The organism is Arthrobacter sp. CJL-S3 (assembly GCF_056711635.1).
Genome location: NZ_CM160046.1, coordinates 302,565 through 321,981 on the forward strand (window position 1 = coordinate 302,565; position 19,417 = coordinate 321,981).

Below are 19,417 nucleotides of genomic sequence, written 5' to 3' on the forward strand. Positions count from 1 at the left end.
GGCTGGGTTCCTTCTAAGACGGGGAGGAATAGCTGTTTAAGACGGGGTGGATTAGCTGGATGAGGACCGCAGGAGCAGGTGGACATCATCCGGGATCGAGCGCCCTGCGGCGCTGCGTTCCGCGGCGAAATCGCCTGCCATCCTGGCGAGCTCGTCGTCCGCCCTTTCCCGGAGATCGGTGACGGCGCTGACGCTGATGCCCATGAAAACCAGCTTCAGCACGGCATGGCGCCAGTTGTGCTGGTCGAGATAGGCGGCCGCGAAGGGACCGACGGCGGCCGCAACAATGCCGCTCTCGCTGGTTCTCAGGGCCTCCGTTGTCAGGCGCAGTCCTGCGGTGACGACGGCGACCGCAAGATTCGGTGAGCTTGTGGCCAACGCTCCTAGTCCCTTCAGCACGCCCCGGCGTTCCGCTGAGTCACCGCCGTTGTAGAGGGTCAGCAGGGCTTCAGCCAGGTCATCCGGTGGGAGAAGCTCCCCAAGCCGGCCGATCAGCTGGCCCCGGGCATTGTCGCTGGCGGTCCCGAACAGAACACCGGTGGGATCGGCGTCCGGACGAAGAGGGCTGCGTCCCACACGGCGGCCCGCGGTGGCGAAGATTTTGTTAAGGGTGCCGGGGTCGGCAACGACCGCCGCCGTGCCCTCCCGCAGCCAGCGTTCAGATTCCCTCATAGTTCCTGATTCCTCCCAGCCAGCGCGGAGCGCATCAATACTGCGCGCCGCCAGCCCCGGAGCGTCATGGGAGTGCCGCGGCAGCTCTACGGCGGCGACACCGCGGTATCCCAGTTCGGCCAGGGTCGCGAGTGCGAGGGGCAGATCGACGGTGCCTTCGCCGAACGGCAGGTGCTCGTGGAGATGTGGGCGCATGTCGTCCAGCTGGACGTTGGCCAGCAGCGGACCTGCCTGCAGGAGGGCCCCCCGCACACCGGCCGGCTCGACCACTACACAGTGGCCGATATCCACGGTTACCCGCAGATTGGCCGGATCGCCCAGTTCTGCGCGGAGTCGCAGCACATCGGAGACCGTCTCCACCAGCATGCCCGGTTCAGGTTCGATGGCAACAAGGACGTTCTTGCCGCGGGCATACTCAACGATGTCCGCGACCCGGGAGGTAAGCCGCTGCCATCCCGTTTCGGGCGTGGTGTCCGCCGGAAGCACGCCGGAGAAGAATGAGACGCATTCTGCCTGCAAGGTCGCTGCGATGTCGACGGCCCGGCGCAGGAAGGTGACCCGGGCAGCGGCCTCTTCGTCCACCAGCGCCGGTCGGTGCTTGTGACGCGGGTCGAGCAGGAACCGGGTGCCCGTTTCTATGACGACGCGAAGCCCCAGCTCATCGAGCCGGCTTCGCAGTGACTGCAGTTGCGCGTCGAGGTCCTCAGCAAAGGGATCCAGGTGCGGATGGCCCAGGGTCAGTGCCACAGCGTCGTACCCCTGCTCAGCAAGAAGTTCGAGCACGACGGGAAGGGGATGGTCGGCGAAACCGTTGGTGCCGTATCCCAGGCTGAACGGCATCAGGGATGCTGATGCGGATGTGGTGACTGTCATGACTCGCTTATCCTCAATGTCCGGGACCGCAGGATCTTGCCGAGGAGATCCACCGACGCAAGCACTCCGGCGGCGGCCACGTTTCCCTGGCGGAGTGTGAGTGCTGCCTGCAGGGGGACCATCGCTCGGATGCCGGCCTTGGTGGCCTCAAGTGCGTTCCTCGCCACAGGGCTGCGGGCGGCGCGCACCTGGGCCGGGGCGCACCGGGCCGTATAGGCGACGGTCGCGGCGAGCACAGCAAGGCCCTGGTTGCGGGATCCCGCAGAACCGGCCAGCACGGCACCGGCAAGCAGGCCGGTGCAGGCGGCGACGCCGGATGCGGTCGCCGTCGTCGTCCCTTCGACTTCACCGCGGGAAAGCAGGGTGACAGCCGCCGTGTGAACGCCCATGATGCCCGCAGCGCCGAGCGCGGGGCGTAGGTGCCCGGAGCCGGCGCCCATGAGGACGTCGAGGGCCCGGCAGGTACCCATGGTGAGCGCGCCGGACACCGCCTGGTGTTTGGCCAGCAGGTCATAGGTCCAGATTGCGGCGGCGAGCGGGAGTCCCACTGCGAACGCCCGCCGGCCTCCACCGGCGGCGCTGAGGCCGAGCCCCGCCACGGTGAGGGCTGCTGCCGCGGTGAGGGCGTTGTCGGCGCTGATCCTCCCCGACGGGATCGGCCGTTCCGGGCGATCGCGTGAATCGGTCCCGCGGTCGGCGTAGTCATTCAGAGCCATGCCGCCGGCGTAGAGGCAGGCACTCGCAAGCGGGAGAACGATCCGGCGGCCGCTGAGTGTGTGCCCGGCGGCGGACCCGCCCGCGAGCGTATCGCCGAGGACGGTAAGGACGGCAGGCGCGCGGACCAGTTCGAGGTAGTCGTTCATGCGGCTCACTGCTGATCGAGGCTCCCGGCAGTAGTCGCCAGTCTGGCGCTTGCCGCCTGTGCCCATTCCACGAGGTTGTGGGTCTGGTTGGCGAAGGAGTGTTCATCGCTGCCCCAGGGATCCTTGAAGAAGAATCCGAGTGCGGCGACATGTCCTTCTTCTCCGGCGGCGTGGGCCAGGGCCATCAGCCGCGAGAGGTCAAGCACCATGGGGGCGGCCAGCATGGAGTCGTAGGCGCTCCAGGTGGTCTGCAGAGTGAGGCGGGAGCCGAGGAAGCCTTCAACGTTAATGTGGTCCCAGGCCACCTTCGTTTCGCCGAGGTCCTGGACGTTGTCAATGTGCAGCGGCGTGACCGCACCTTTAGTCAGCTCCTGAAGCCCGCGGTTCTTGGACTGCAGCTTCCCCGAAACGGCCCGCGGGTCAGCAAGTGTGGCCCCGTCACCGCCGCCGAGAAGGTTTGTTCCGGCCCAGGACAGGACACGGAGCCCGCGTGCGGCAAAGGCCGGGGCCAGCACGGACCGCAGCCAGGTCTGGCCCGTCTTGCCGTCCTGACCGGCGGTTGGAACATGGTGCCGGGCGGCCAATTCGCCCAGTGCAGGCACGTTCAGAGCGGTGGAGGGTGTGAAACACACGTACGGAGAACCGGCCAGGACGGCGGCGTAGGCGCTGACGGAGCTGGGCGGCAGCACCGAGCGTGCTGGGTCCTCCAGTGCGGCCAGCAGCAGGTCCGCGTCCGTGAACTCAGGAATCGTGTCAACCGGCGGTTCGGTGGAAGCGACATCGAGAACAATGACGCGGGTCAGGCCGTTGGAGTGCTTGAAATCCGAGATGTCCTGGGCGAGCCGGCGCGCCACCTCCGCCTGCGACTCCGATTTCTGCGCGGTATCGTAGCCGGGCCGCACGCGGCGGTCGGTGGCCACCAGCTGGGGGCGGACTGATTCCAACAGGTGTGGCGGAAGCATCCCCGATTCAACGAGTGCCTCGGCACGCTTCGACATGCAGACGTCGCTGATGTCATGGCCGCCCACGACAAGGTCCGCGAAGTCGGGAAGCCCGACCTCGCCGAAGGGCTCCTGCTCCGTGACGCATCCGGTGGGGTTCGCAAGGCCGGCGGAGATGGCGGCCAGGCCCACCGCGGCTGTAGTGGCCACGGACCCGCGCGCGCCGATGAGCCAGATGCCCGTCTTGCCGTAGGCGTGGGGGTTCGGTTCTGCGTTCGTCACGCCCGGTGTCCCTTCAGCTGATGTAACCAATGTGATGTCCTTTCGCGGTGCGGTGGTGCAAGCCTGTCCGGGCGGGCTCCGTGGAGCCGATCGGAGAGCTCACGCGTCAGTAGGAGTGGAGGACGGCGTCGGGCTCATCCCGCGCGGCAGGCGCCGGGGCTGCCTGACTCATCCGTCCGGTTCCGGTAGCTGGGCAGCCGCGGACCTTGCTGGCTGGAAGGCTTTCGCCTGGGCAATTGGATGCCGCGTGGCGCTGGCGGAGGCGGGAGCCGCGGCAGGCGGACCGGCCAGTGAGGCAACTGCCGCAGTTCTGCGCGCAGCCACCCGCTATGCGGGGGCGCTGCCTGGGCTGGATGTGCCTGATCAAATCTTCCTCCTTGAAGTGATGCTGCATCTGACCGAGCCGGTCCGTCACGCCCCGGGAAGCGGGGGTGTGGGATGAGGCGCCGATCACAAAGAACCTAACATGACTAATGACGACAAACAATGAATGTGCTGTCTCTGTCGATATATAAGCGCCGGATTGATGCATAGTTAGGGCGAAATTGTGCGAGGTTATATGGATTCTTGCGCGGCTCTGGTGCGCGGTCTCCGCGCCCCCTGCGTCTCTCGTTCCGCACCACAAGCCACCACCATTCCCGCGAAAGCCCGCGCCCGTCGGGGGAGGGCGGTGCAGCTTTTCGGGCGCCCGTTTTGTCGAAAGGTGTGGTGTAATTAGTCGATGAGTGACATAAGTAGCTTCAACGGCTTAGCTGCGTCCGGAGCGAGCGAGCTGTTTCAGATCCTGAGGGACGGACGGCCGCGTACGCGGACCGAGTTGGCGGAGCAGATGGGCCTGGCCCGTTCCACCATCACGCTACGTATCGAGGCGCTCATGGAACTGGGGCTGGTCGGCTTCGTGGACGATGCCGTCTCGACCGGCGGGCGCCCGTCCTCGCGCATTGCGTTAAAGGCCGGCAGCAAAGTTGTCCTCGGTGTGGATATCGGGGCATCGCACCTGCGGGTGGCCGTAACTGACCTCACCGGTCACCGCCTGCGCGAGGCTGAGCGCACCATCGAAGTGACCCAGGGTCCCGACGTCGTACTCCAGGCCGTGGTTGAACTGGGTACCGAACTGCTCCAAGACTCCGGGCGGGCAATGACGGACCTCCTGGCCGTCGGCGTTGGCCTGCCGGGGCCGGTGGAGCACAGGACCGGCAGGCCCATCAATCCCCCGATCATGCCTGGCTGGAACGGTTTCGACGTTCCTGGCCACCTGCAGGTCCACTTCCACGTTCCGGTCCTCGTGGACAACGACGTGAACATCATGGCGCTGGGGGAGCGGAATGTTGCCTGGCCCAACGTAGACAATCTGATTTTCGTGAAAGTCGCCACCGGCATTGGCTCGGGCATTGTCTCCAGCGGAATGCTGCAGCGGGGCGCGGACGGGGTTGCCGGGGATATCGGACACATCAGGGTGCACAGCGGGGCGGGCGTTCCCTGCCACTGCGGGAACAAGGACTGCCTCGAAGCCGTCGCGTCGGGGCCGGCCGTCGCGTCAAAATTGCGCGCGCTCGGCCTGGAGGCCAACACCAGTGAAGACGTCGTGCGGCTGGTCAGCGCCGGCAGCACGGAAGCCGTCCACGCGGTGCGGCAGGCCGGCAGGGACGTCGGCGAGGTTCTCTCTGCCTGCGTGAGTCTGATCAACCCGTCCGTCATCGTCATTGGCGGCTCCATGGCCATGACGGGCGAGCATTTCATCGCAGGCATCCGCGAGGTGGTTTACTCGCGCACCATTCCGCTGGCGACCCAGCATCTCCAGATCGTCCAATCCAGTTCGGGCATCGACGCCGGCGTCCTCGGCGCCAGCATGCTGGCCATCCACCATGCCATGTCGCCCCAGCGCATTGACGCCATGGTTTTGGGCCTCTCCGGCTCCACGGCCGGATAGGCAAGCGAACTTCTCCTAACTTTCCGCCGACTTTTGCTTGACAGGCAACAAAACCCCGGACTAGTCTCAAACCACAAAGTCCGGTCGACGGCGGCGCTACTCCGAGTACGAGGCGCCGACGACCGGTCAGGCTGAAAGCCACACTTTCTGCCTGGATTTCAGGCGCGGATAAAGCGCGTGAAGTCGGGGAGTTCATGCCTGCGAACGCCTGCACCACGTCTGCACCCATGATTTCCTGCCCCCATTGCGTCTGTTACTGACCGACGGCAACGGCGGAGCGCTAAGCACACGGCGAGGACGCCGTGCGTGAGGCGACCAACCGTGGGCGGCGTTGCCGCCCGGCTGCGGTCCGTGTCTGGCGCGAGCCCCCTCAACAACCCGCTGCGCTGCAGCTTCGCATGCTTCCCTTCGCCAACGCCGGTGGAGGAACGCATTTACTGCCAGGAAAGGCAACACATGTGCTTCGGATTCAATGCCCCCGGCGCCCTTCGTCGTTCGTTGGAAGAGAAGGGGGTCGATCGGCGCAACTTCCTGAGGGGAGCGGCAGCGGCCGGCGTGAGCGTCGGGCTCGCGGGTGTCGGCCTCGCCAGTTTCGGCGGGACCGCTGCGGTGGCGGCTCCGGCTGCCCAGGCCGCCCGGGCTGCAGGACGGGCGGTTCCGCCCGGACTCATCAGCATCCAGCTGTACACGCTGCGTTCGATCATGCGCGGCGACGGCGTGGACGCCACGCTGGCGAGCCTGGCCGGAAAGGGCTACACCAAAGTTGAGCTCGCCGGCCTGTACGGCCGCACCGCAGAAGCGATGCGCTCGACCCTTGATTCACTCGGCATTACCCCCTCCTCGAGCCACGACGGCATCAGTGCCACTCCGGCCGCGCTGGAGACGAAGATCGCCAACGCTGTAACTCTCGGCCAGACCCACATCAACGTGCCGTACCTGGTTTCCGCATCCGGAGATGACTGGCGCCGCTGGGCTGACCAGATGAACGCGGAGGCCGCTGTTGCCCGCCAGGCCGGCCTGAAGTACGGCTACCACAACCACGCGCACGAGTTCACCACCGACCTCGGCGGCGGGCTGACCCCGTGGGACATCTTCACCAGTCGCCTCGATCCGAAACTGGTCCACCTCGAAGTGGACCTCTACTGGGCGGTGACCGCCGGCGTGGGGGTAGGAGCGGAAGACCCTATCCAGTTCGCGATCGACACCATCCAGCAGGCTCCGCAAAAGACCCTGCAGTACCACGTGAAGGACCGCGACGCCGCGGGTGATTTCGCAGACCTCGGAACCGGAGCCATCGACTTCGCACGCATCTTCCAGGCGCACACCCCGAAGGAATACATCGTCGAGAACGACCGGCCTGACGTCACGCCGCTGCAGACGGCCGACGTGGGCTACGACTACCTGCGGGCGCTCCGCTTCTAGCACGACGCGCTCGCATGTGAGGTGAAAGCCGGGTCCGCCCCCCACCGGGGAGCCGGCCCGGCTTTCGCCACTCAGGCCGGTACCTGACCAGCGTCGCAGCTCGCAGCCTGAAAGGAAGTGCCCCGTGAATAGTACAGACCCTGTTTGCGCCGAAGGGAAAAGTCTTGGGCTGCTGGACGAACGTCCCGTCCGGCCGGGCCCCAATGTGAATGAAACCTGGTCCAACCTCATAGGCAGGACCATCGAACTCCGGATCAATGGGGTGCTCATACGGCGGGGTGAAGTGGAAGACGCTACAGCCGATTCATCGGTGGTATGGCTCCGCCTTGAGGGCAACGACCGTCGACAAATGGTGAGCAGAACCGACCCCTACGAAATCACGGTGTCGGATGTCTAAACTAGTCGGGGGAAGTCAGAAAGCGTGGGGCGAATGCCGCGTCCGGTGGGCATGACAGATCAGGAGCTGGTGGTACTCCTGGATGCAAACGGCCGGCCCTGCGGGACGGCACCGAAGCAGGATATCCATGATCACGAGACCCCGCTTCATCTGGCGTTTTCCTGCTACGTCTTCGATCGGATGGGCAGGACGCTCGTTACCCGGCGCGCTCTCGCAAAAACTGCCTGGCCCGGAGTGTGGACGAATTCCTTCTGCGGACACCCCGCTCCGGGCGAAAATATGATGGATGCGATCCGTCGAAGGGGCCAATGGGAACTCGGACTCGAACTCTTCGAGGTGGAGGAGCGCCTGCCCGACTTTAGGTACAGGGCCGTTGATTCGAATGGCATTGTCGAGAATGAGTTATGCCCTGTCTTTACAGCCCTAACGAACGATCCCATAAAACCGAGACAGTCAGAGGTGTGCGAGTACCAGTGGGTATCCATCTCCAGCCTGGTCGCGGCAACCGAGTCGGCGCCGTGGGCCTTCAGCCCGTGGCTCGTCCTGCAACTCAAGGAGCTGAGCCCCAGTCTCTAAGGGGCTTCTGAATTCCACCATTCCAGATTCCACTATTCATGGGGTGGGCACCGTGCCCGCCCCCGCCGCTTTCGAAGGAGCCTGACATGGCCCGCCCGTACACCCTGTTCACCGGCCAGTGGGCCGACCTGCCCTTCGAGGAAGTCGCACGCCTGGCCTCCGGCTGGGGCTACGACGGCCTGGAAATCGCCGTCTCCGGGGACCACCTGGACGCCTGGCGCTGGGATGAACCCGGCTACGTCGAGGCCAAACTCGCCGTCCTGGAAAAGTACAACCTCAAGGTCTGGGCCATTTCCAACCACCTCAAGGGCCAGGCCGTGTGCGATGACCCGATCGACTTCCGCCACGAGGCCATCGTCGGGGCCAGGGTCTGGGGCGACGGCGACCCCGAAGGCGTCCGCACCCGCGCCGCCGAGGAAATGCAGCACACCGCCCGGCTCGCCCGCGCCCTCGGCGTCGACACCGTCGTCGGGTTCACCGGCTCCTCCATCTGGCAGTACGTCGCGATGTTCCCGCCCGTCCCCGAGAAAGTCATCGAGGCCGGCTACCAGGACTTCGCCGACCGCTGGAACCCCATCCTGGACGTCTTCGACGAATGCGGCGTCCGCTTCGCCCACGAAGTCCACCCCTCCGAGATCGCCTACGACTACTGGACCACCGTCCGCACCCTCGAAGCGATCGGCCACCGGACGGCCTTCGGACTGAACTGGGACCCCTCCCACTTCATGTGGCAGGGCATCGACCCCGTCTCGTTCATCTGGGACTTCAAGGACCGGATCTACCACGTGGACTGCAAGGACACGAAGCTGCGCCCCACCGGCCGGAACACCGTCATGGGCTCCCACCTGCCCTGGGGCGACCCGCGCCGGGGCTGGGACTTCGTCTCCGCCGGCCGCGGCGACGTGCCCTGGGAATCATCCTTCCGCGCCCTCGCCGCGATCGGCTACACCGGCCCCATCTCCGTCGAATGGGAGGACGCCGGCATGGACCGCCTCCACGGCGCCCCCGAAGCCCTCGCGGCGCTGAAGAAGTACGACTTCCCGCCGTCGAACACCTCCTTCGACGCCGCCTTCAGCACCAGGAGCTGACCCTTCCCACCGGGAGTTTGCGGCACAAATTCGGTTCGGAAGTCCGCGCTGCCCGGCCGCCCGCAGCCGGGCAGCGCACCGGACTCAGGGGCAGCGGGCAGCCTCAGCTGATGAGCAGGCTCAGCGCTTCGGTCAGGTGCCCGACTTCCCGCACGGAGAAGCCGGCCGGCACCGGGCCCGGGCCGTTCGGGCTCGCGGGCACCACGGCGTGGGTGAACCCCAGCCGGTGGGCTTCGTGGATCCGCTGGTTGATCCCGGGCACGGGACGGACCTCGCCGGCCAGACCCACTTCGCCAAAGGCGATCAGCCGCTCCGGCAGGGGTTTCCTGGCCTTCGCCGAGGCCACGGCCAGGGCGACGGCCAGGTCCGTGGCGGGCTCGCTGAGCTTCACGCCGCCCACGGTCGCCACGTAGGAATCGTCCTTGTTCAGCAGGCAGCCGGCCCGCTGCTGGAGCACCGCCAGCAGCATCGCCACCCGGGAACTGTCCAGCCCGCTCGTGGCACGGCGCGGCTGTGAGCTGGAACTTTCGGCCAGCAGGGACTGCACCTCGGCCAGCAGCGGGCGGCGCCCCTCCAGTGTCACGGTGATGCAGGTGCCGGAGACCGGTTCCTTGGTCCGGGAGACAAACAGCCCGCTCGGATCGGCCAGGCCCACAATCCCGTCCTCGTTCAGGTCGAAGCAGCCGACATCGTCGGTGGGGCCGTAGCGGTTCTTGACCGCCCGCAGCAGCCGCAGCCGGGAGTGGCGCTCGCCTTCGAACTGGCACACCACATCCACCAGGTGCTCGAGCAGCCGGGGGCCGGCGATGGAGCCGTCCTTGGTCACGTGCCCCACCAGCAGGGTGGTCATGTTGCGGCGTTTGGCCGCGGCGATCAGGGAGGCGGCGACCTCCCGGACCTGCGAGACGCCGCCGGCGCTGCCTTCGACGTCGGCGCTGCTCAGCGTCTGCACGGAGTCCACGATCAGCAGGCGCGGTTCGAGCTTTTCCACCTGGCCCAGGGCCTGGCCGAGGTCCGTTTCGGCGGAGAGGTACAGGGATTCGGCGACGGCGTCGATCCGGTCCGCGCGGAGTTTGACCTGCGCGGCGGATTCCTCGCCCGTGATGTACAGGACGTCCTGCGCGGTGCGGGCAAATTTGGCCGCGACGTCCAGCAGCAGGGTGGACTTGCCGACCCCGGGTTCGCCCGCCAGCAGGATCACGGCGCCCGGGACCAGCCCGCCGCCGAGCACACGGTCCAGTTCGTCCACGCCCGTGGGCAGGAACGCCGCGGTGGTGGCGTCGACCTCGGCGATCCGGCGGGCCGGCTCCAGCACGGTGGTGGCCGCCGTCGTGCGCGCCACGGCACCGCCGGTTTCCTCCACGCTGCCCCAGGCCTGGCACTCGCCGCAGCGGCCCACCCACTTTGCCGTGGTCCAGCCGCATTCGGCGCATTTGTAGCCCGGCGCCTTGGTAGCCCGGGAAGTCTTGGTAGCCATCGCTCCACCCTATCCGCGCCTGGCGACAAGAACAGCGACAAGAACGCTCCCGCGCCGCGGCAGCTACAGCGGCGGCAGGATGTCCCGGGCTTCCCGGGAGTCGACGCCGGCCGCTTCCAGCAGGTCCACCATCAGCGGGCGGAACAGCATGACCACCGTTTCGCCCTCCAGCCGCTGCACGTCCAGCAGCCGCGGGTGCAGCCGGCCGGCGATTTCGCGCAGCTCCGTCCGGGCCGTCCGCAGGTGCGCGCGGCGGACGCCGTCGTGCACTTCCGCCAGGCCCAGGGAGAGTTCGTCGACGGCGTCGGCCGTGTCCTGCAGGACATCGGCGATGTTCTGGGTGGCCTCGTCGGACAGCGCCGCATGGTTGATCGCGCTGGTCAGGCGGCGGGCAAAGACGCGGCTATTCCGCAGGGCAAGGTCGATGTAGTCCAGCGACTGCTCCATCCGGTCCAGCTCGTCCCGGTGCCGGCGGTAGGCCGGCGCCAGCGTGGCCACCTCGCCGGAGGCGCGCAGTGACTGGCGCATCGCATCGATGAGGGGCTGGCAGTTCCGTCCGCGGATCAGCGCGTGCCAGGCCTGGGTGGAGTCGCTGTAGCTCAGCGCGGAGGCGCATTCGCGCAGGACCTCGGCGAGCTCGTGCAGGAGCTTCTTGACGTCGTTGCGGGGTTCCCGCCGCGGGTCCTTCGGGATCAGGACCGTCACCAGCAGGGCGAACACGCCGCCCACGATGGCGTCGATACTGCGCGTGAACGGGCCCCCGGCCGGCGCCGGCAGCAGCACCACCAGCAGGGACTGCAGCCCCAGCTGCGTGGTGAAAATGGTGCCGCTGTCCAGGAACCGGGCCAGCAGGATCGAGAACAGCAGCACGACGGCGGCCTGCCACATCCCGGCGCCCAGCCAGTGCAGCAGCAGGTCCCCGACCACAATGCCGATGGTGCAGCCCAGGCCGACCTCGATCACGCGGCGCAGCCGGGGGTCCCGGGAAAAACCCAGGGAGATGAGGGAGGACGTGGCGGCAAAAAGCGGGCCGCTGTGGCCGAGCACGTACTCGGCAAACGCGTAGGCCCCGACGGCGCAGCCGGTCATCTGGATGGCCGGCACCAGGGAATTCCGGCTGCGGACCAGGCCCGTGCGGACGCGGCCGCGCAGGAAGCGGGCGCTTGCGGAAAGTCCAATAGCAGGGGCCATGCGCTCCAGTCTATGGGCCGCCGGGCCGGCGGACCCGATAGCGCGAACCCCTATGGCTGTGACGTACCTGACGCAACGGCGCCCGGCCGATGTAAGCCAATGTCCCGGCGTCGTTAACCCTTCGTTCATCTTGGTCAGACATTGTCTTCATCTGGGGCACCTAGATTCAATGAAGGTACAAACCGTACGCATCCCTGCCCGGTCTTCTCCGGCCCGGCACGCATTCAGAAAATCCCTGGAAGGGGTACATCTAAGTGAAGGCACTCCGCTTCGGCCGCAACGCGGCTATCGCTGTCATCTCAGCCGGCGCTCTCGCACTGACCGCCTGCGGCTCGGACAACGCAACCGGGACCGCTCCCGCCACCCCCGCCGCTTCCGGCGCCCAGGTTTCGGGCACGCTGACTGGCATCGGCTCCTCCGCGCAGGGTGCCGCCATGGACGTTTGGAAGACCAACTTCGCCTCCGCGAACCAGGGCGCAACTGTCCAGTACTCCCCGGATGGCTCCGGCGCAGGCCGCAAGGCGCTCCTGGACGGATCCGCCCAGTTCGGCGGCTCTGACGCTTACCTCAAGGACGACGAGTACGCCAGCTCCACCACCCAGTGTGGTCCCGACGGCGCCCTCAACATCCCCGTCTACATCTCCCCGATCGCCGTGGCCTTCAACCTGCCCGAGATCAAGGAACTGAACCTCGACGCCGTCACCGTCGCCAAGATCTTCCGCGGCGAGATCGCCACGTGGAATGACCCCGCGATCGCCGCCCAGAACCCGGACGCCACGCTCCCGGACCTCAAGGTCACCCCGGTGAACCGCTCGGATGACTCCGGCACCACGTCCAACTTCACCGACTACCTGGCCGCCGCAGCCCCCGAGGTGTGGACCGACAAGTCCTCCGGCGTTTGGCCGGCCGCCCTCCAGGGCGAGAACGCCAAGGGCACCTCCGGTGTGGTCAAGACCGTCACCGACACCCCCGGAGCAGTCACCTACGCCGATGACTCCGCCGTGAGCGGCAAGCTCGGCGTCGCGCTGATCAAGGTGGGCGAGTCCTACACGAAGATCTCCGCCGAGGCAGCAGCCAAGGCAGTCGACGCCGGCAAGCCGGTTGAAGGCCGCAACGCCAACGACCTCTCCATCAAGCTGGACCGTGCGACCACCATCGAAGGCGCCTACCCGATCGTGCTGGTTTCCTTCCACGTCGTCTGCAGCGCTTACGCTGACCAGAAGACCGTCGACCTCGTGAAGGCCTTCGAGGCCTACGTCGTCTCCGACGCCGGCCAGACCGCAGCGGCCGATGCCGCCAAGTCCGCGCCGCTGTCCAAGGACCTGCAGGACAAGACCCTCAAGTCCATCGAGTCCATCAAGGTCAAATCCTAGGGATCCCTAGCGCTGGCAGGCATAGTGGAAACACAAGCCTGCAACTGGTTCCCTGTCCCGGTCCGGCTGTCACCGACGGCCACACCGGGGCAGGGAACCAGCGTGTTTGTCCGAAGTACACAAAGATCTGAAGGATCGTGAAGTGACCACCACCTCCCTGACCACGTCCCGGGGCGCAGGCCGCGCCGGAGACAAGGTCTTTTCCGCAGCCACCTTGGCCGCTGGGTGCCTGATCCTGGCCGTGCTCTTCGGAGTAGCGCTATTTCTCCTCATCCAGGCATTCCCCGCCCTTGTGGCCTCCCCGGACGAGATCCAGGGCGGCAAAGGCTTCTTGTCCTACATCTGGCCGATCGTCATTGGCACCCTGATCGCGGCCGTCATCGCCCTCGCGATCGCCACCCCGGTCGCGATCGGCGTCGCGCTGTTCATCTCGCATTTCGCCCCGCGCAAGCTCGCCTCCGGACTGGGCTACGTGATCGACCTGCTGGCCGCCATCCCCTCCGTCGTCTACGGCGCCTGGGGCGCCGCGTTCCTGGCCAAGGAAATCTCACCGGCCTACAACTGGCTGGCCAACAACATGGGCTGGCTGCCGATCTTCCAGGGCCCAGCCTCGGCCACGGGCAAGACCATCCTGACCGCGGGCATCGTGCTGTCCGTCATGATCCTGCCCATCATCACGTCGCTGAGCCGCGAAATCTTCCTGCAGACCCCCAAGTTGCACGAGGAAGCCGCCCTGGCGCTCGGCGCCACCCGCTGGGAAATGATCCGGATGGCCGTGCTGCCGTTCGGCCGCCCCGGAGTCATCAGCGCCGTGATGCTGGGCCTGGGCCGTGCCCTCGGCGAGACCATGGCCGTCGCGCTCGTGCTGTCCTCCGGCGCGCTGACCGCTAGCCTCATCCAGTCCGGCAACCAGACCATCGCCGCCGAAATCGCGCTGAACTTCCCCGAGGCCAGCGGCCTGAAGGTTAACACGCTGATTGCCGCCGGCCTGGTCCTGTTTGTTATTACCCTCGGCGTGAACATGATCGCGCGCTGGATTATCAGCCGGCACAAAGAATTCTCGGGAGCCAACTAAATGACCGCCACCCTGACCCCCGTCAAGAAGCGCTCGGCCCTCACCAAGGGCCAACTCCCGAAGTGGGCCCCCTACCTGGTTCTCGGCATCGCACTGGTCCTCGGCGCGGCGATCCTAGCCCTGATCGGCTTTAACGCCCTCGGCTGGGGACTCGTCTCGGCAATCATCTTCGCCATCGGCCTCGTCGGCTGGAGCGGCGCCGTGGAAGGCTCCCGCCGCGCCAAGGACAAACTGGCCACCTGCCTCGTGGTCGGTGCGTTCCTCATTGCGCTGCTGCCCCTGTTCTCCGTGATCTGGACGGTCCTGGTCAACGGCCTCCCGGGGCTCACGGACCCCGGCTTCCTCAGCACCTCGATGAACGGCGTCACCGGAGCCTTCGACAACAAGACCGTCGAGGAAGGCGCCCCGGTGGTCGGCGGCATCTTCCACGCCCTGATCGGCACGCTGCTGATCACGGCGATGGCGACCATCATCTCGGTGCCGGTGGGCCTGCTCACCGCCGTCTACCTCGTGGAATACGGCAACGACCGCCCGCTGGCCCGCGCCATCACCTTCTTCGTGGACGTCATGACCGGCATCCCCTCGATCGTGGCCGGCCTCTTCGCGGCGGCGTTCTTCTTCGCCGTCGTCGGACCGGGCACCAAAACCGGTGCCGTCGCCGCCGTCGGGCTCTCCGTGCTGATGATCCCCGTGGTGGTCCGCTCCAGCGAGGAAATGCTCAAAATCGTCCCGAACGAACTCCGCGAGGCGGCGTACGCCCTGGGCGTCCGCAAATGGCGGACCATCCTCAAAGTGGTCATCCCGACGGCGATCTCCGGCATCGCCTCGGGCATCACCCTCGCGATCGCCCGGGTGATCGGCGAAACCGCCCCGATCCTGGTCACCGCGGGCTTCGCCACCTCGATCAACTACAACGTGTTCAGCGGCTGGATGGCCTCCCTGCCCACATTCATCTACACGCAGATCCTCAACCCGACCTCGCCGTCGAACCCGGATCCGTCCTCGCAGCGCGCCTGGGGAGCCGCCTTGGTCCTCATCATCCTCGTGATGGTGCTCAACCTCGGCGCCCGCCTCATCGCGCGCATGTTCGCCCCCAAGACCGGCCGCTAGCCCGGCCCGGGGACCCAAATCTTCAGCCCGCACCTCCAGCAAGTGAAGGAACATCATGTCTAAGCGCATCGACGTCAAAGACCTGAACGTCTACTACGGCAAATTCCTGGCCGTCGAAGACGTCAACATCAACATCGAGGCCAAGTCCGTCACGGCCTTCATCGGCCCCTCCGGCTGCGGCAAGTCCACCTTCCTGCGCACCCTGAACCGGATGCATGAAGTGATCCCCGGCGCCCGGGTCGAGGGTGAGGTGCTGCTCGACGGCGACAACCTGTACGGCCCCGGCGTCGACCCGGTCACGGTCCGCTCGCAGATCGGCATGGTCTTCCAGCGGCCCAACCCGTTCCCCACGATGTCCATCCGCGACAACGTGCTGGCCGGCGTGAAGCTCAACAACCAGAAGATGTCCAAGGGCGAGGCCGACGTGCTGGTGGAACGCTCCCTGCAGGGCGCCAACCTCTGGAACGAGGTCAAGGACCGGCTGGCCAAGCCGGGCTCCGGGCTGTCCGGCGGCCAGCAGCAGCGGCTCTGCATCGCCCGGGCCATCGCCGTGGAACCGCAGGTCATCCTGATGGACGAGCCGTGCTCCGCGCTGGACCCGATCTCCACGCTAGCCATTGAGGACCTCATCAACGAGCTCAAGGACCAGTACACGGTTGTGATCGTGACCCACAACATGCAGCAGGCCGCCCGGGTGTCGAACAAAACGGCGTTCTTCAACATCGCCGGCACCGGCAAGCCGGGCCGGCTGATCGAATACGGTGACACCCACACCATGTTCAGCAACCCGACCCAGAAGGCCACGGAGGACTACGTCTCCGGCCGCTTCGGATAACCCCCATCGACTGCTCCACAGGTGCCGTTTTGAACCCTCAAAAGGGCACCTGTGGAGCAGTCGACGGGTCTTCAGAGCGCCGCGAGCGGTGACAGGGACAGGCCCAGCACAAACGCGACTGCCGCGGTGACCGCCGGCGTGATCAGCCAGAACAGCAGCACCCGGATCACGACCTTGCGGTTCGTGGCCGGAAACCCCTGGTTGGCGCCGGCGCCCAGCACGGCTGATGTGACCGTGTGGGTGGTGGAGATGGGCCAGTGCAGGCCGACGGCGCCCACCAGCAGGATGGCCGAGCTGAACAGCTGTGCCACGGAGCCGCGCAGGGGATCCATCCGGATCATCCGGTAGCCGATGGTGTAGGAGATCCGCCAGCCGCCCGCCAGGGTCCCGGCGGTCAGCAGGACCGCGGTGAACAGCGCCACCCAGATGGGCATCTCGCTGCCGTCTGAGAGCCCCGACGCCAGCAGCGCCAGGAGCAGGACAGCGCTGGTGCGCTGGCCGTCCTGCAGGCCGTGGGCCAGCGCCACGGCGCCCACGGCAATGCTCTGGGCCCTCCGGGAACGGGAGTTAACAACGTTCGGCGGCGTATACCGCGCGGCCCAGGTGGCGGGCCAGACCAGCAGGTAGGCGCCCGCGAAGGCAAGCAGCGGCGAGAGCAGCAGCGGAAGCACGACCTGGAAGAGCAAGGACGTGTCAACGCCCCCGACGCCGTTCCCGCCGACAACCACGCTCGCGACGCCGGCGCCGGCCAGCCCGCCAACGAGGGCATGCGTCGAGGACGACGGGATGCCCCGCCACCATGTGTAGATTCCCCACAGCACGGCACTGACCAGGCCCGCCAGCAGGATGGTGAGCCCGTTCTCGCCCGCGGGCAGCTGCACCCAGGCCTGGCTGACCGTGAGGGCCAGGGCGGCGCTGAGCCCGGCGCCGATGAAGTTGAAGAACCCGGCCAGCAGCACTGCGACGGTGGGGGTGAGGGCCCGGGTCCGGACGGCCAGTGCCACCGCCGCGGAGGCGTCCCGGAAGCCGTTGAGGAAGGCGAATGCCCCGGCGAAGACCACCACCAGGGCAAACAGGAAGATGATCACGTCAGGATTCCTTGACGATGATGCTGCCCACCTGTGTCGCGACCTTCCGCAGGTCCCTGGTGACGTCGACCAGCTGCTCGGCGATGTCCCGGGTGCGTGCGTACCGCGTCGACTTCATCTCGTTGAGCATGTCCGCCACCCAGACCCGATGGGAGCGTTCAGCGCGCTTGGACAGGCGGAGGACCTCGATCCAGTAGTCCTCGAGATCGTCCAGGTTGTCCAGCCGCCGCATGGCGTCCACGGTCAGCTCGGCCTGCCTGCTGATGATTTCCAGCTGGTCCGCGGCGCGTTTGGGCAGCCGGTCCAGTTTGTACAGCGACACCATGTCCGCGGCGGCGTCGAGTTTTTCCATCGCCTCGTTGAGGTACCGCGAGAGGGCATACATGTCCTCGCGGGGGAGCGGGTTCACAAACGAGGTCCGCATGTGGGTCAGCAGGGCGAAGTGCAGCTCCGCGGACTTGGCCTCATGGTTGTGCATGTCCTCCACCAGCCGGGCATTCTCAGTGGCCGGGGCGCCGAGGATCTCCGACAGGGTGCCCGTGGCGAGCACAATCTGGCTTGCCAGCTGGGCGAGGAGATTCAGCCCGGCGGGCTCCTGGGGGAAAAGGCGCAGCTTCACGTGTGATTACCGGTCTTCGGGAGGGAGGTGCACGGGCGGTGGCGGCCGGGCATCTGTGCTGGGGGTGACCCGCGCCTGAGAATTACTTTACCGCCAGCGTCACCTCGAACTGGTGCTTTCGGCACTGTGCGGCAGGACGACGTCGTCTGCGGCCCGGGCCGCCGAGGGGAACAGGATGAGGAGGAGGCCAAGGCCCACTGCCGCGCCGACCAGCTGGGCGACGACGAATCCCGGAACGGAGGCCGGTGCGATGCCCGCGAAGGTGTCACTGAAGATGCGCCCGACCGTCACGGCCGGGTTCGCGAACGACGTCGAGGACGTGAACCAGTATGCGGCCCCGATATAGGCGCCCACCGCCGGTGCGGCGAGGGCGCCACGCTTGGTGGCTGCGAGGGCGAAGATCAGCAGGACCAGCCCGGCGGTCGCGATGACCTCGCCCAGCAGGTGCCCCGTGGTTGCCCGCTCCTTGGTGGAGATGGACGTGCCCACCTCAAACATGGCGTTCGCGACCACGCTGCCGCTGACCGCGCCCACGGTCTGGGCGGCCGCATAGGCGCCCAGCTCCGGCAGGGTCAGGCCGGTGCCGCTGCGCCGGCCCAGGATCCAGTCTGCAATGGACACGACGGGGTTGAAATGCGCGCCGCTCACCGGTCCGAGCACCAGGATCAGGACCGTCAGGCCCAGCACGGTGGCGGTGCTGTTCTGGAGCAGCTGCAGGCCAACGTCATTGGGGGAGAGCTGCTGCGCGGCGATCCCGGAGCCGACGACGATGGTCACGAGCACGCTGGTGCCGAGCAGTTCGGCGATGGCACGGCGCCACAACGGCGGCTGGTTGGAAGTCATGGCTACAGCTTGACCGAAAGAATTAACTCAGTCAAAATTGAATCAATGAATATTGAGACAGCGGCGGGCTTTCGGGCGCGGGTGGCCAAGCATGCGGCCCTCGCCGATCCTGCGCGGCTGCGCATGGTTGATCTGCTGACCCTTGGGGACTACTCCCCAACGGAGCTGCAGGCGGAGCTGGGGATGCCGTCGAATCTGCTTTCCCACCATCTGCGCTCGCTGGAAGAGGCGGGACTGGTGATCCGCCACCGCTCCGAAGCGGACAGGCGCCGCAGCTATATCCGGCTTGCTGCCGGCGCCCTGGAGGGCCTGGTGCCGGGGGCCGAACACGCGGCCCGCCGTGTTCTGTTCGTCTGCACGCGGAACAGTGCACGCTCCCAGCTGGCCGCCGCGCTCTGGCAGCAGGTCAGCGAAATCCCCTCGACGTCGGCGGGAACGCATCCCGCGGACCGCATCGCCCCAGGTGCCATTGAGGTCGCCCGCCGCCACGGCGTGGACCTCGCGGACCTTGCTCCGCGAAGGCTGGACCGGTTGCCGGGGGAGGGGGACCTGGTGGTGACCGTCTGCGACAACGCGCATGAGGAACTGGGCGGACTGGGCGGCGTGCACTGGTCGGTGCGGGATCCGCTGCGCCTGGGTACCGAGGAAGCCTTCGAGGAGGCCTTCGAAGACATCACCCACCGGATCCATGACCTCGCGCCCCGCGTGCTCGCTGCCTGACTGATCCACACTGTCCGCCATGACCCGTCACCCAACTGTTTC

The 19,417-nt window shown here is 66.9% G+C and carries 17 protein-coding genes; 9 read left to right on the forward strand and 8 right to left on the reverse strand.

Translation table 11 applies throughout. The features are described from left to right. Positions 1-51 precede the first annotated feature (51 nt). The 3 genes from AC06G6_RS01425 to AC06G6_RS01435 are packed head-to-tail and all read right to left on the reverse strand — an operon-like array spanning position 52 to position 3,631. Entirely contained in the window at positions 52-1,545 is a 1,494-nt protein-coding gene (locus AC06G6_RS01425; protein WP_479825665.1) for an EboA domain-containing protein, read from the reverse strand. After that, positions 1,542-2,408: an SCO3242 family prenyltransferase gene (locus AC06G6_RS01430; RefSeq protein ID WP_479828812.1), complete on the reverse strand. Its 867-nt coding sequence runs from the start codon at positions 2,406-2,408 to the stop codon at positions 1,542-1,544. Before AC06G6_RS01430 ends, AC06G6_RS01425 begins: the two co-directional genes overlap by 4 nt. A gap of 5 nt (positions 2,409-2,413) precedes the next feature. Next, on the reverse strand, positions 2,414-3,631 hold the full coding sequence (locus AC06G6_RS01435) for an inositol-3-phosphate synthase (protein WP_479825667.1): 1,218 nt from the start codon (positions 3,629-3,631) through the stop codon (positions 2,414-2,416). A gap of 721 nt (positions 3,632-4,352) precedes the next feature. On the opposite strand from AC06G6_RS01435, the gene AC06G6_RS01440 reads away from it, so the two are divergent. From AC06G6_RS01440 to AC06G6_RS01455, 4 genes are all read left to right on the forward strand, one after another. After that, entirely contained in the window at positions 4,353-5,561 is a 1,209-nt protein-coding gene (locus AC06G6_RS01440; RefSeq protein ID WP_479825669.1) for an ROK family transcriptional regulator, read from the forward strand. Between the two features lie 456 nt (positions 5,562-6,017). Beyond that, on the forward strand, positions 6,018-6,983 hold the full coding sequence (locus AC06G6_RS01445) for a sugar phosphate isomerase/epimerase family protein (RefSeq protein WP_479825671.1): 966 nt from the start codon (positions 6,018-6,020) through the stop codon (positions 6,981-6,983). Between the two features lie 448 nt (positions 6,984-7,431). After that, positions 7,432-7,956 carry an isopentenyl-diphosphate Delta-isomerase gene (gene idi / locus AC06G6_RS01450; RefSeq protein ID WP_479825673.1) on the forward strand — a complete coding sequence of 175 codons (525 nt, stop codon included), beginning with the start codon at positions 7,432-7,434 and terminating at the stop codon, positions 7,954-7,956. Positions 7,957-8,042: 86 nt separating this feature from the next. Continuing rightward, positions 8,043-9,044, forward strand: a complete 1,002-nt coding sequence (locus tag AC06G6_RS01455; RefSeq protein WP_479825675.1) for a sugar phosphate isomerase/epimerase family protein — start codon at positions 8,043-8,045, stop codon at positions 9,042-9,044. A gap of 103 nt (positions 9,045-9,147) precedes the next feature. On the opposite strand, the gene radA is transcribed toward AC06G6_RS01455, so the two are convergent. Both radA and AC06G6_RS01465 read right to left on the reverse strand, forming a co-directional pair. Continuing rightward, the gene (gene radA / locus AC06G6_RS01460) at positions 9,148-10,521 is read right to left on the reverse strand and encodes a DNA repair protein RadA (protein WP_307457884.1); all 1,374 of its coding nucleotides are present in this window, start codon (positions 10,519-10,521) and stop codon (positions 9,148-9,150) included. A 63-nt stretch (positions 10,522-10,584) separates the two neighbouring features. Continuing rightward, complete coding sequence (locus tag AC06G6_RS01465) at positions 10,585-11,712, reverse strand: FUSC family protein (RefSeq protein WP_479825678.1); 1,128 nt, start codon at positions 11,710-11,712, stop codon at positions 10,585-10,587. A gap of 254 nt (positions 11,713-11,966) precedes the next feature. Between AC06G6_RS01465 and pstS the strand changes: the two genes are divergently transcribed. The 4 genes from pstS to pstB all read left to right on the forward strand — a co-directional run bounded on the left by pstS (position 11,967) and on the right by pstB (position 16,105). Continuing rightward, positions 11,967-13,085 (forward strand): phosphate ABC transporter substrate-binding protein PstS, encoded by a 1,119-nt coding sequence (pstS, locus tag AC06G6_RS01470; RefSeq protein ID WP_479825680.1) that lies wholly within the window; start codon positions 11,967-11,969, stop codon positions 13,083-13,085. Positions 13,086-13,227: 142 nt separating this feature from the next. Continuing rightward, the gene (gene pstC / locus AC06G6_RS01475; protein WP_479825682.1) at positions 13,228-14,160 is read left to right on the forward strand and encodes a phosphate ABC transporter permease subunit PstC; all 933 of its coding nucleotides are present in this window, start codon (positions 13,228-13,230) and stop codon (positions 14,158-14,160) included. Continuing rightward, positions 14,161-15,270, forward strand: coding sequence for a phosphate ABC transporter permease PstA (gene pstA, locus AC06G6_RS01480; RefSeq protein WP_479825684.1), 1,110 nt, complete (start codon positions 14,161-14,163; stop codon positions 15,268-15,270). A 55-nt stretch (positions 15,271-15,325) separates the two neighbouring features. Next, entirely contained in the window at positions 15,326-16,105 is a 780-nt protein-coding gene (gene pstB, locus AC06G6_RS01485) for a phosphate ABC transporter ATP-binding protein PstB (RefSeq protein ID WP_307457891.1), read from the forward strand. A 71-nt stretch (positions 16,106-16,176) separates the two neighbouring features. Here pstB and AC06G6_RS01490 read toward each other — a convergent pair whose 3' ends face one another. The 3 genes from AC06G6_RS01490 to AC06G6_RS01500 all read right to left on the reverse strand — a co-directional run bounded on the left by AC06G6_RS01490 (position 16,177) and on the right by AC06G6_RS01500 (position 18,655). Beyond that, a complete protein-coding gene (locus tag AC06G6_RS01490; RefSeq protein ID WP_479825686.1) occupies positions 16,177-17,193 on the reverse strand; it encodes an inorganic phosphate transporter in 1,017 nt (338 codons plus the stop codon). Position 17,194: 1 nt separating this feature from the next. Further along, positions 17,195-17,812: a DUF47 domain-containing protein gene (locus tag AC06G6_RS01495; RefSeq protein ID WP_479825688.1), complete on the reverse strand. Its 618-nt coding sequence runs from the start codon at positions 17,810-17,812 to the stop codon at positions 17,195-17,197. 99 nt (positions 17,813-17,911) lie between these two features. Continuing rightward, positions 17,912-18,655 (reverse strand): aquaporin, encoded by a 744-nt coding sequence (locus AC06G6_RS01500; protein WP_479825690.1) that lies wholly within the window; start codon positions 18,653-18,655, stop codon positions 17,912-17,914. A 45-nt stretch (positions 18,656-18,700) separates the two neighbouring features. Here AC06G6_RS01500 and AC06G6_RS01505 point away from each other — a divergent pair, with 45 nt between their 5' ends. Further along, positions 18,701-19,375: an arsenate reductase/protein-tyrosine-phosphatase family protein gene (locus tag AC06G6_RS01505; RefSeq protein WP_479825692.1), complete on the forward strand. Its 675-nt coding sequence runs from the start codon at positions 18,701-18,703 to the stop codon at positions 19,373-19,375. The last annotated feature ends 42 nt before the right edge of the window (positions 19,376-19,417 follow it).

Bases quoted from the DNA above. Each gene is read 5' to 3' on its own strand.
- pstA (WP_479825684.1), top strand. From the start codon at position 14,161: ATGACCGCCACCCTGACCCCCGTCAAGAAGCGCTCGGCCCTCACCAAG.
- pstB (WP_307457891.1), top strand. From the start codon at position 15,326: ATGTCTAAGCGCATCGACGTCAAAGACCTGAACGTCTACTACGGCAAA.
- AC06G6_RS01465 (WP_479825678.1), bottom strand. From the start codon at position 11,712: ATGGCCCCTGCTATTGGACTTTCCGCAAGCGCCCGCTTCCTGCGCGGC.
- AC06G6_RS01425 (WP_479825665.1), bottom strand. From the start codon at position 1,545: ATGACAGTCACCACATCCGCATCAGCATCCCTGATGCCGTTCAGCCTG.
- radA (WP_307457884.1), bottom strand. From the start codon at position 10,521: ATGGCTACCAAGACTTCCCGGGCTACCAAGGCGCCGGGCTACAAATGC.
- AC06G6_RS01455 (WP_479825675.1), top strand. From the start codon at position 8,043: ATGGCCCGCCCGTACACCCTGTTCACCGGCCAGTGGGCCGACCTGCCC.
- idi (WP_479825673.1), top strand. From the start codon at position 7,432: ATGACAGATCAGGAGCTGGTGGTACTCCTGGATGCAAACGGCCGGCCC.
- AC06G6_RS01505 (WP_479825692.1), top strand. From the start codon at position 18,701: ATGAATATTGAGACAGCGGCGGGCTTTCGGGCGCGGGTGGCCAAGCAT.
- AC06G6_RS01445 (WP_479825671.1), top strand. From the start codon at position 6,018: ATGTGCTTCGGATTCAATGCCCCCGGCGCCCTTCGTCGTTCGTTGGAA.
- AC06G6_RS01440 (WP_479825669.1), top strand. From the start codon at position 4,353: ATGAGTGACATAAGTAGCTTCAACGGCTTAGCTGCGTCCGGAGCGAGC.
- AC06G6_RS01430 (WP_479828812.1), bottom strand. From the start codon at position 2,408: ATGAACGACTACCTCGAACTGGTCCGCGCGCCTGCCGTCCTTACCGTC.
- AC06G6_RS01500 (WP_479825690.1), bottom strand. From the start codon at position 18,655: ATGACTTCCAACCAGCCGCCGTTGTGGCGCCGTGCCATCGCCGAACTG.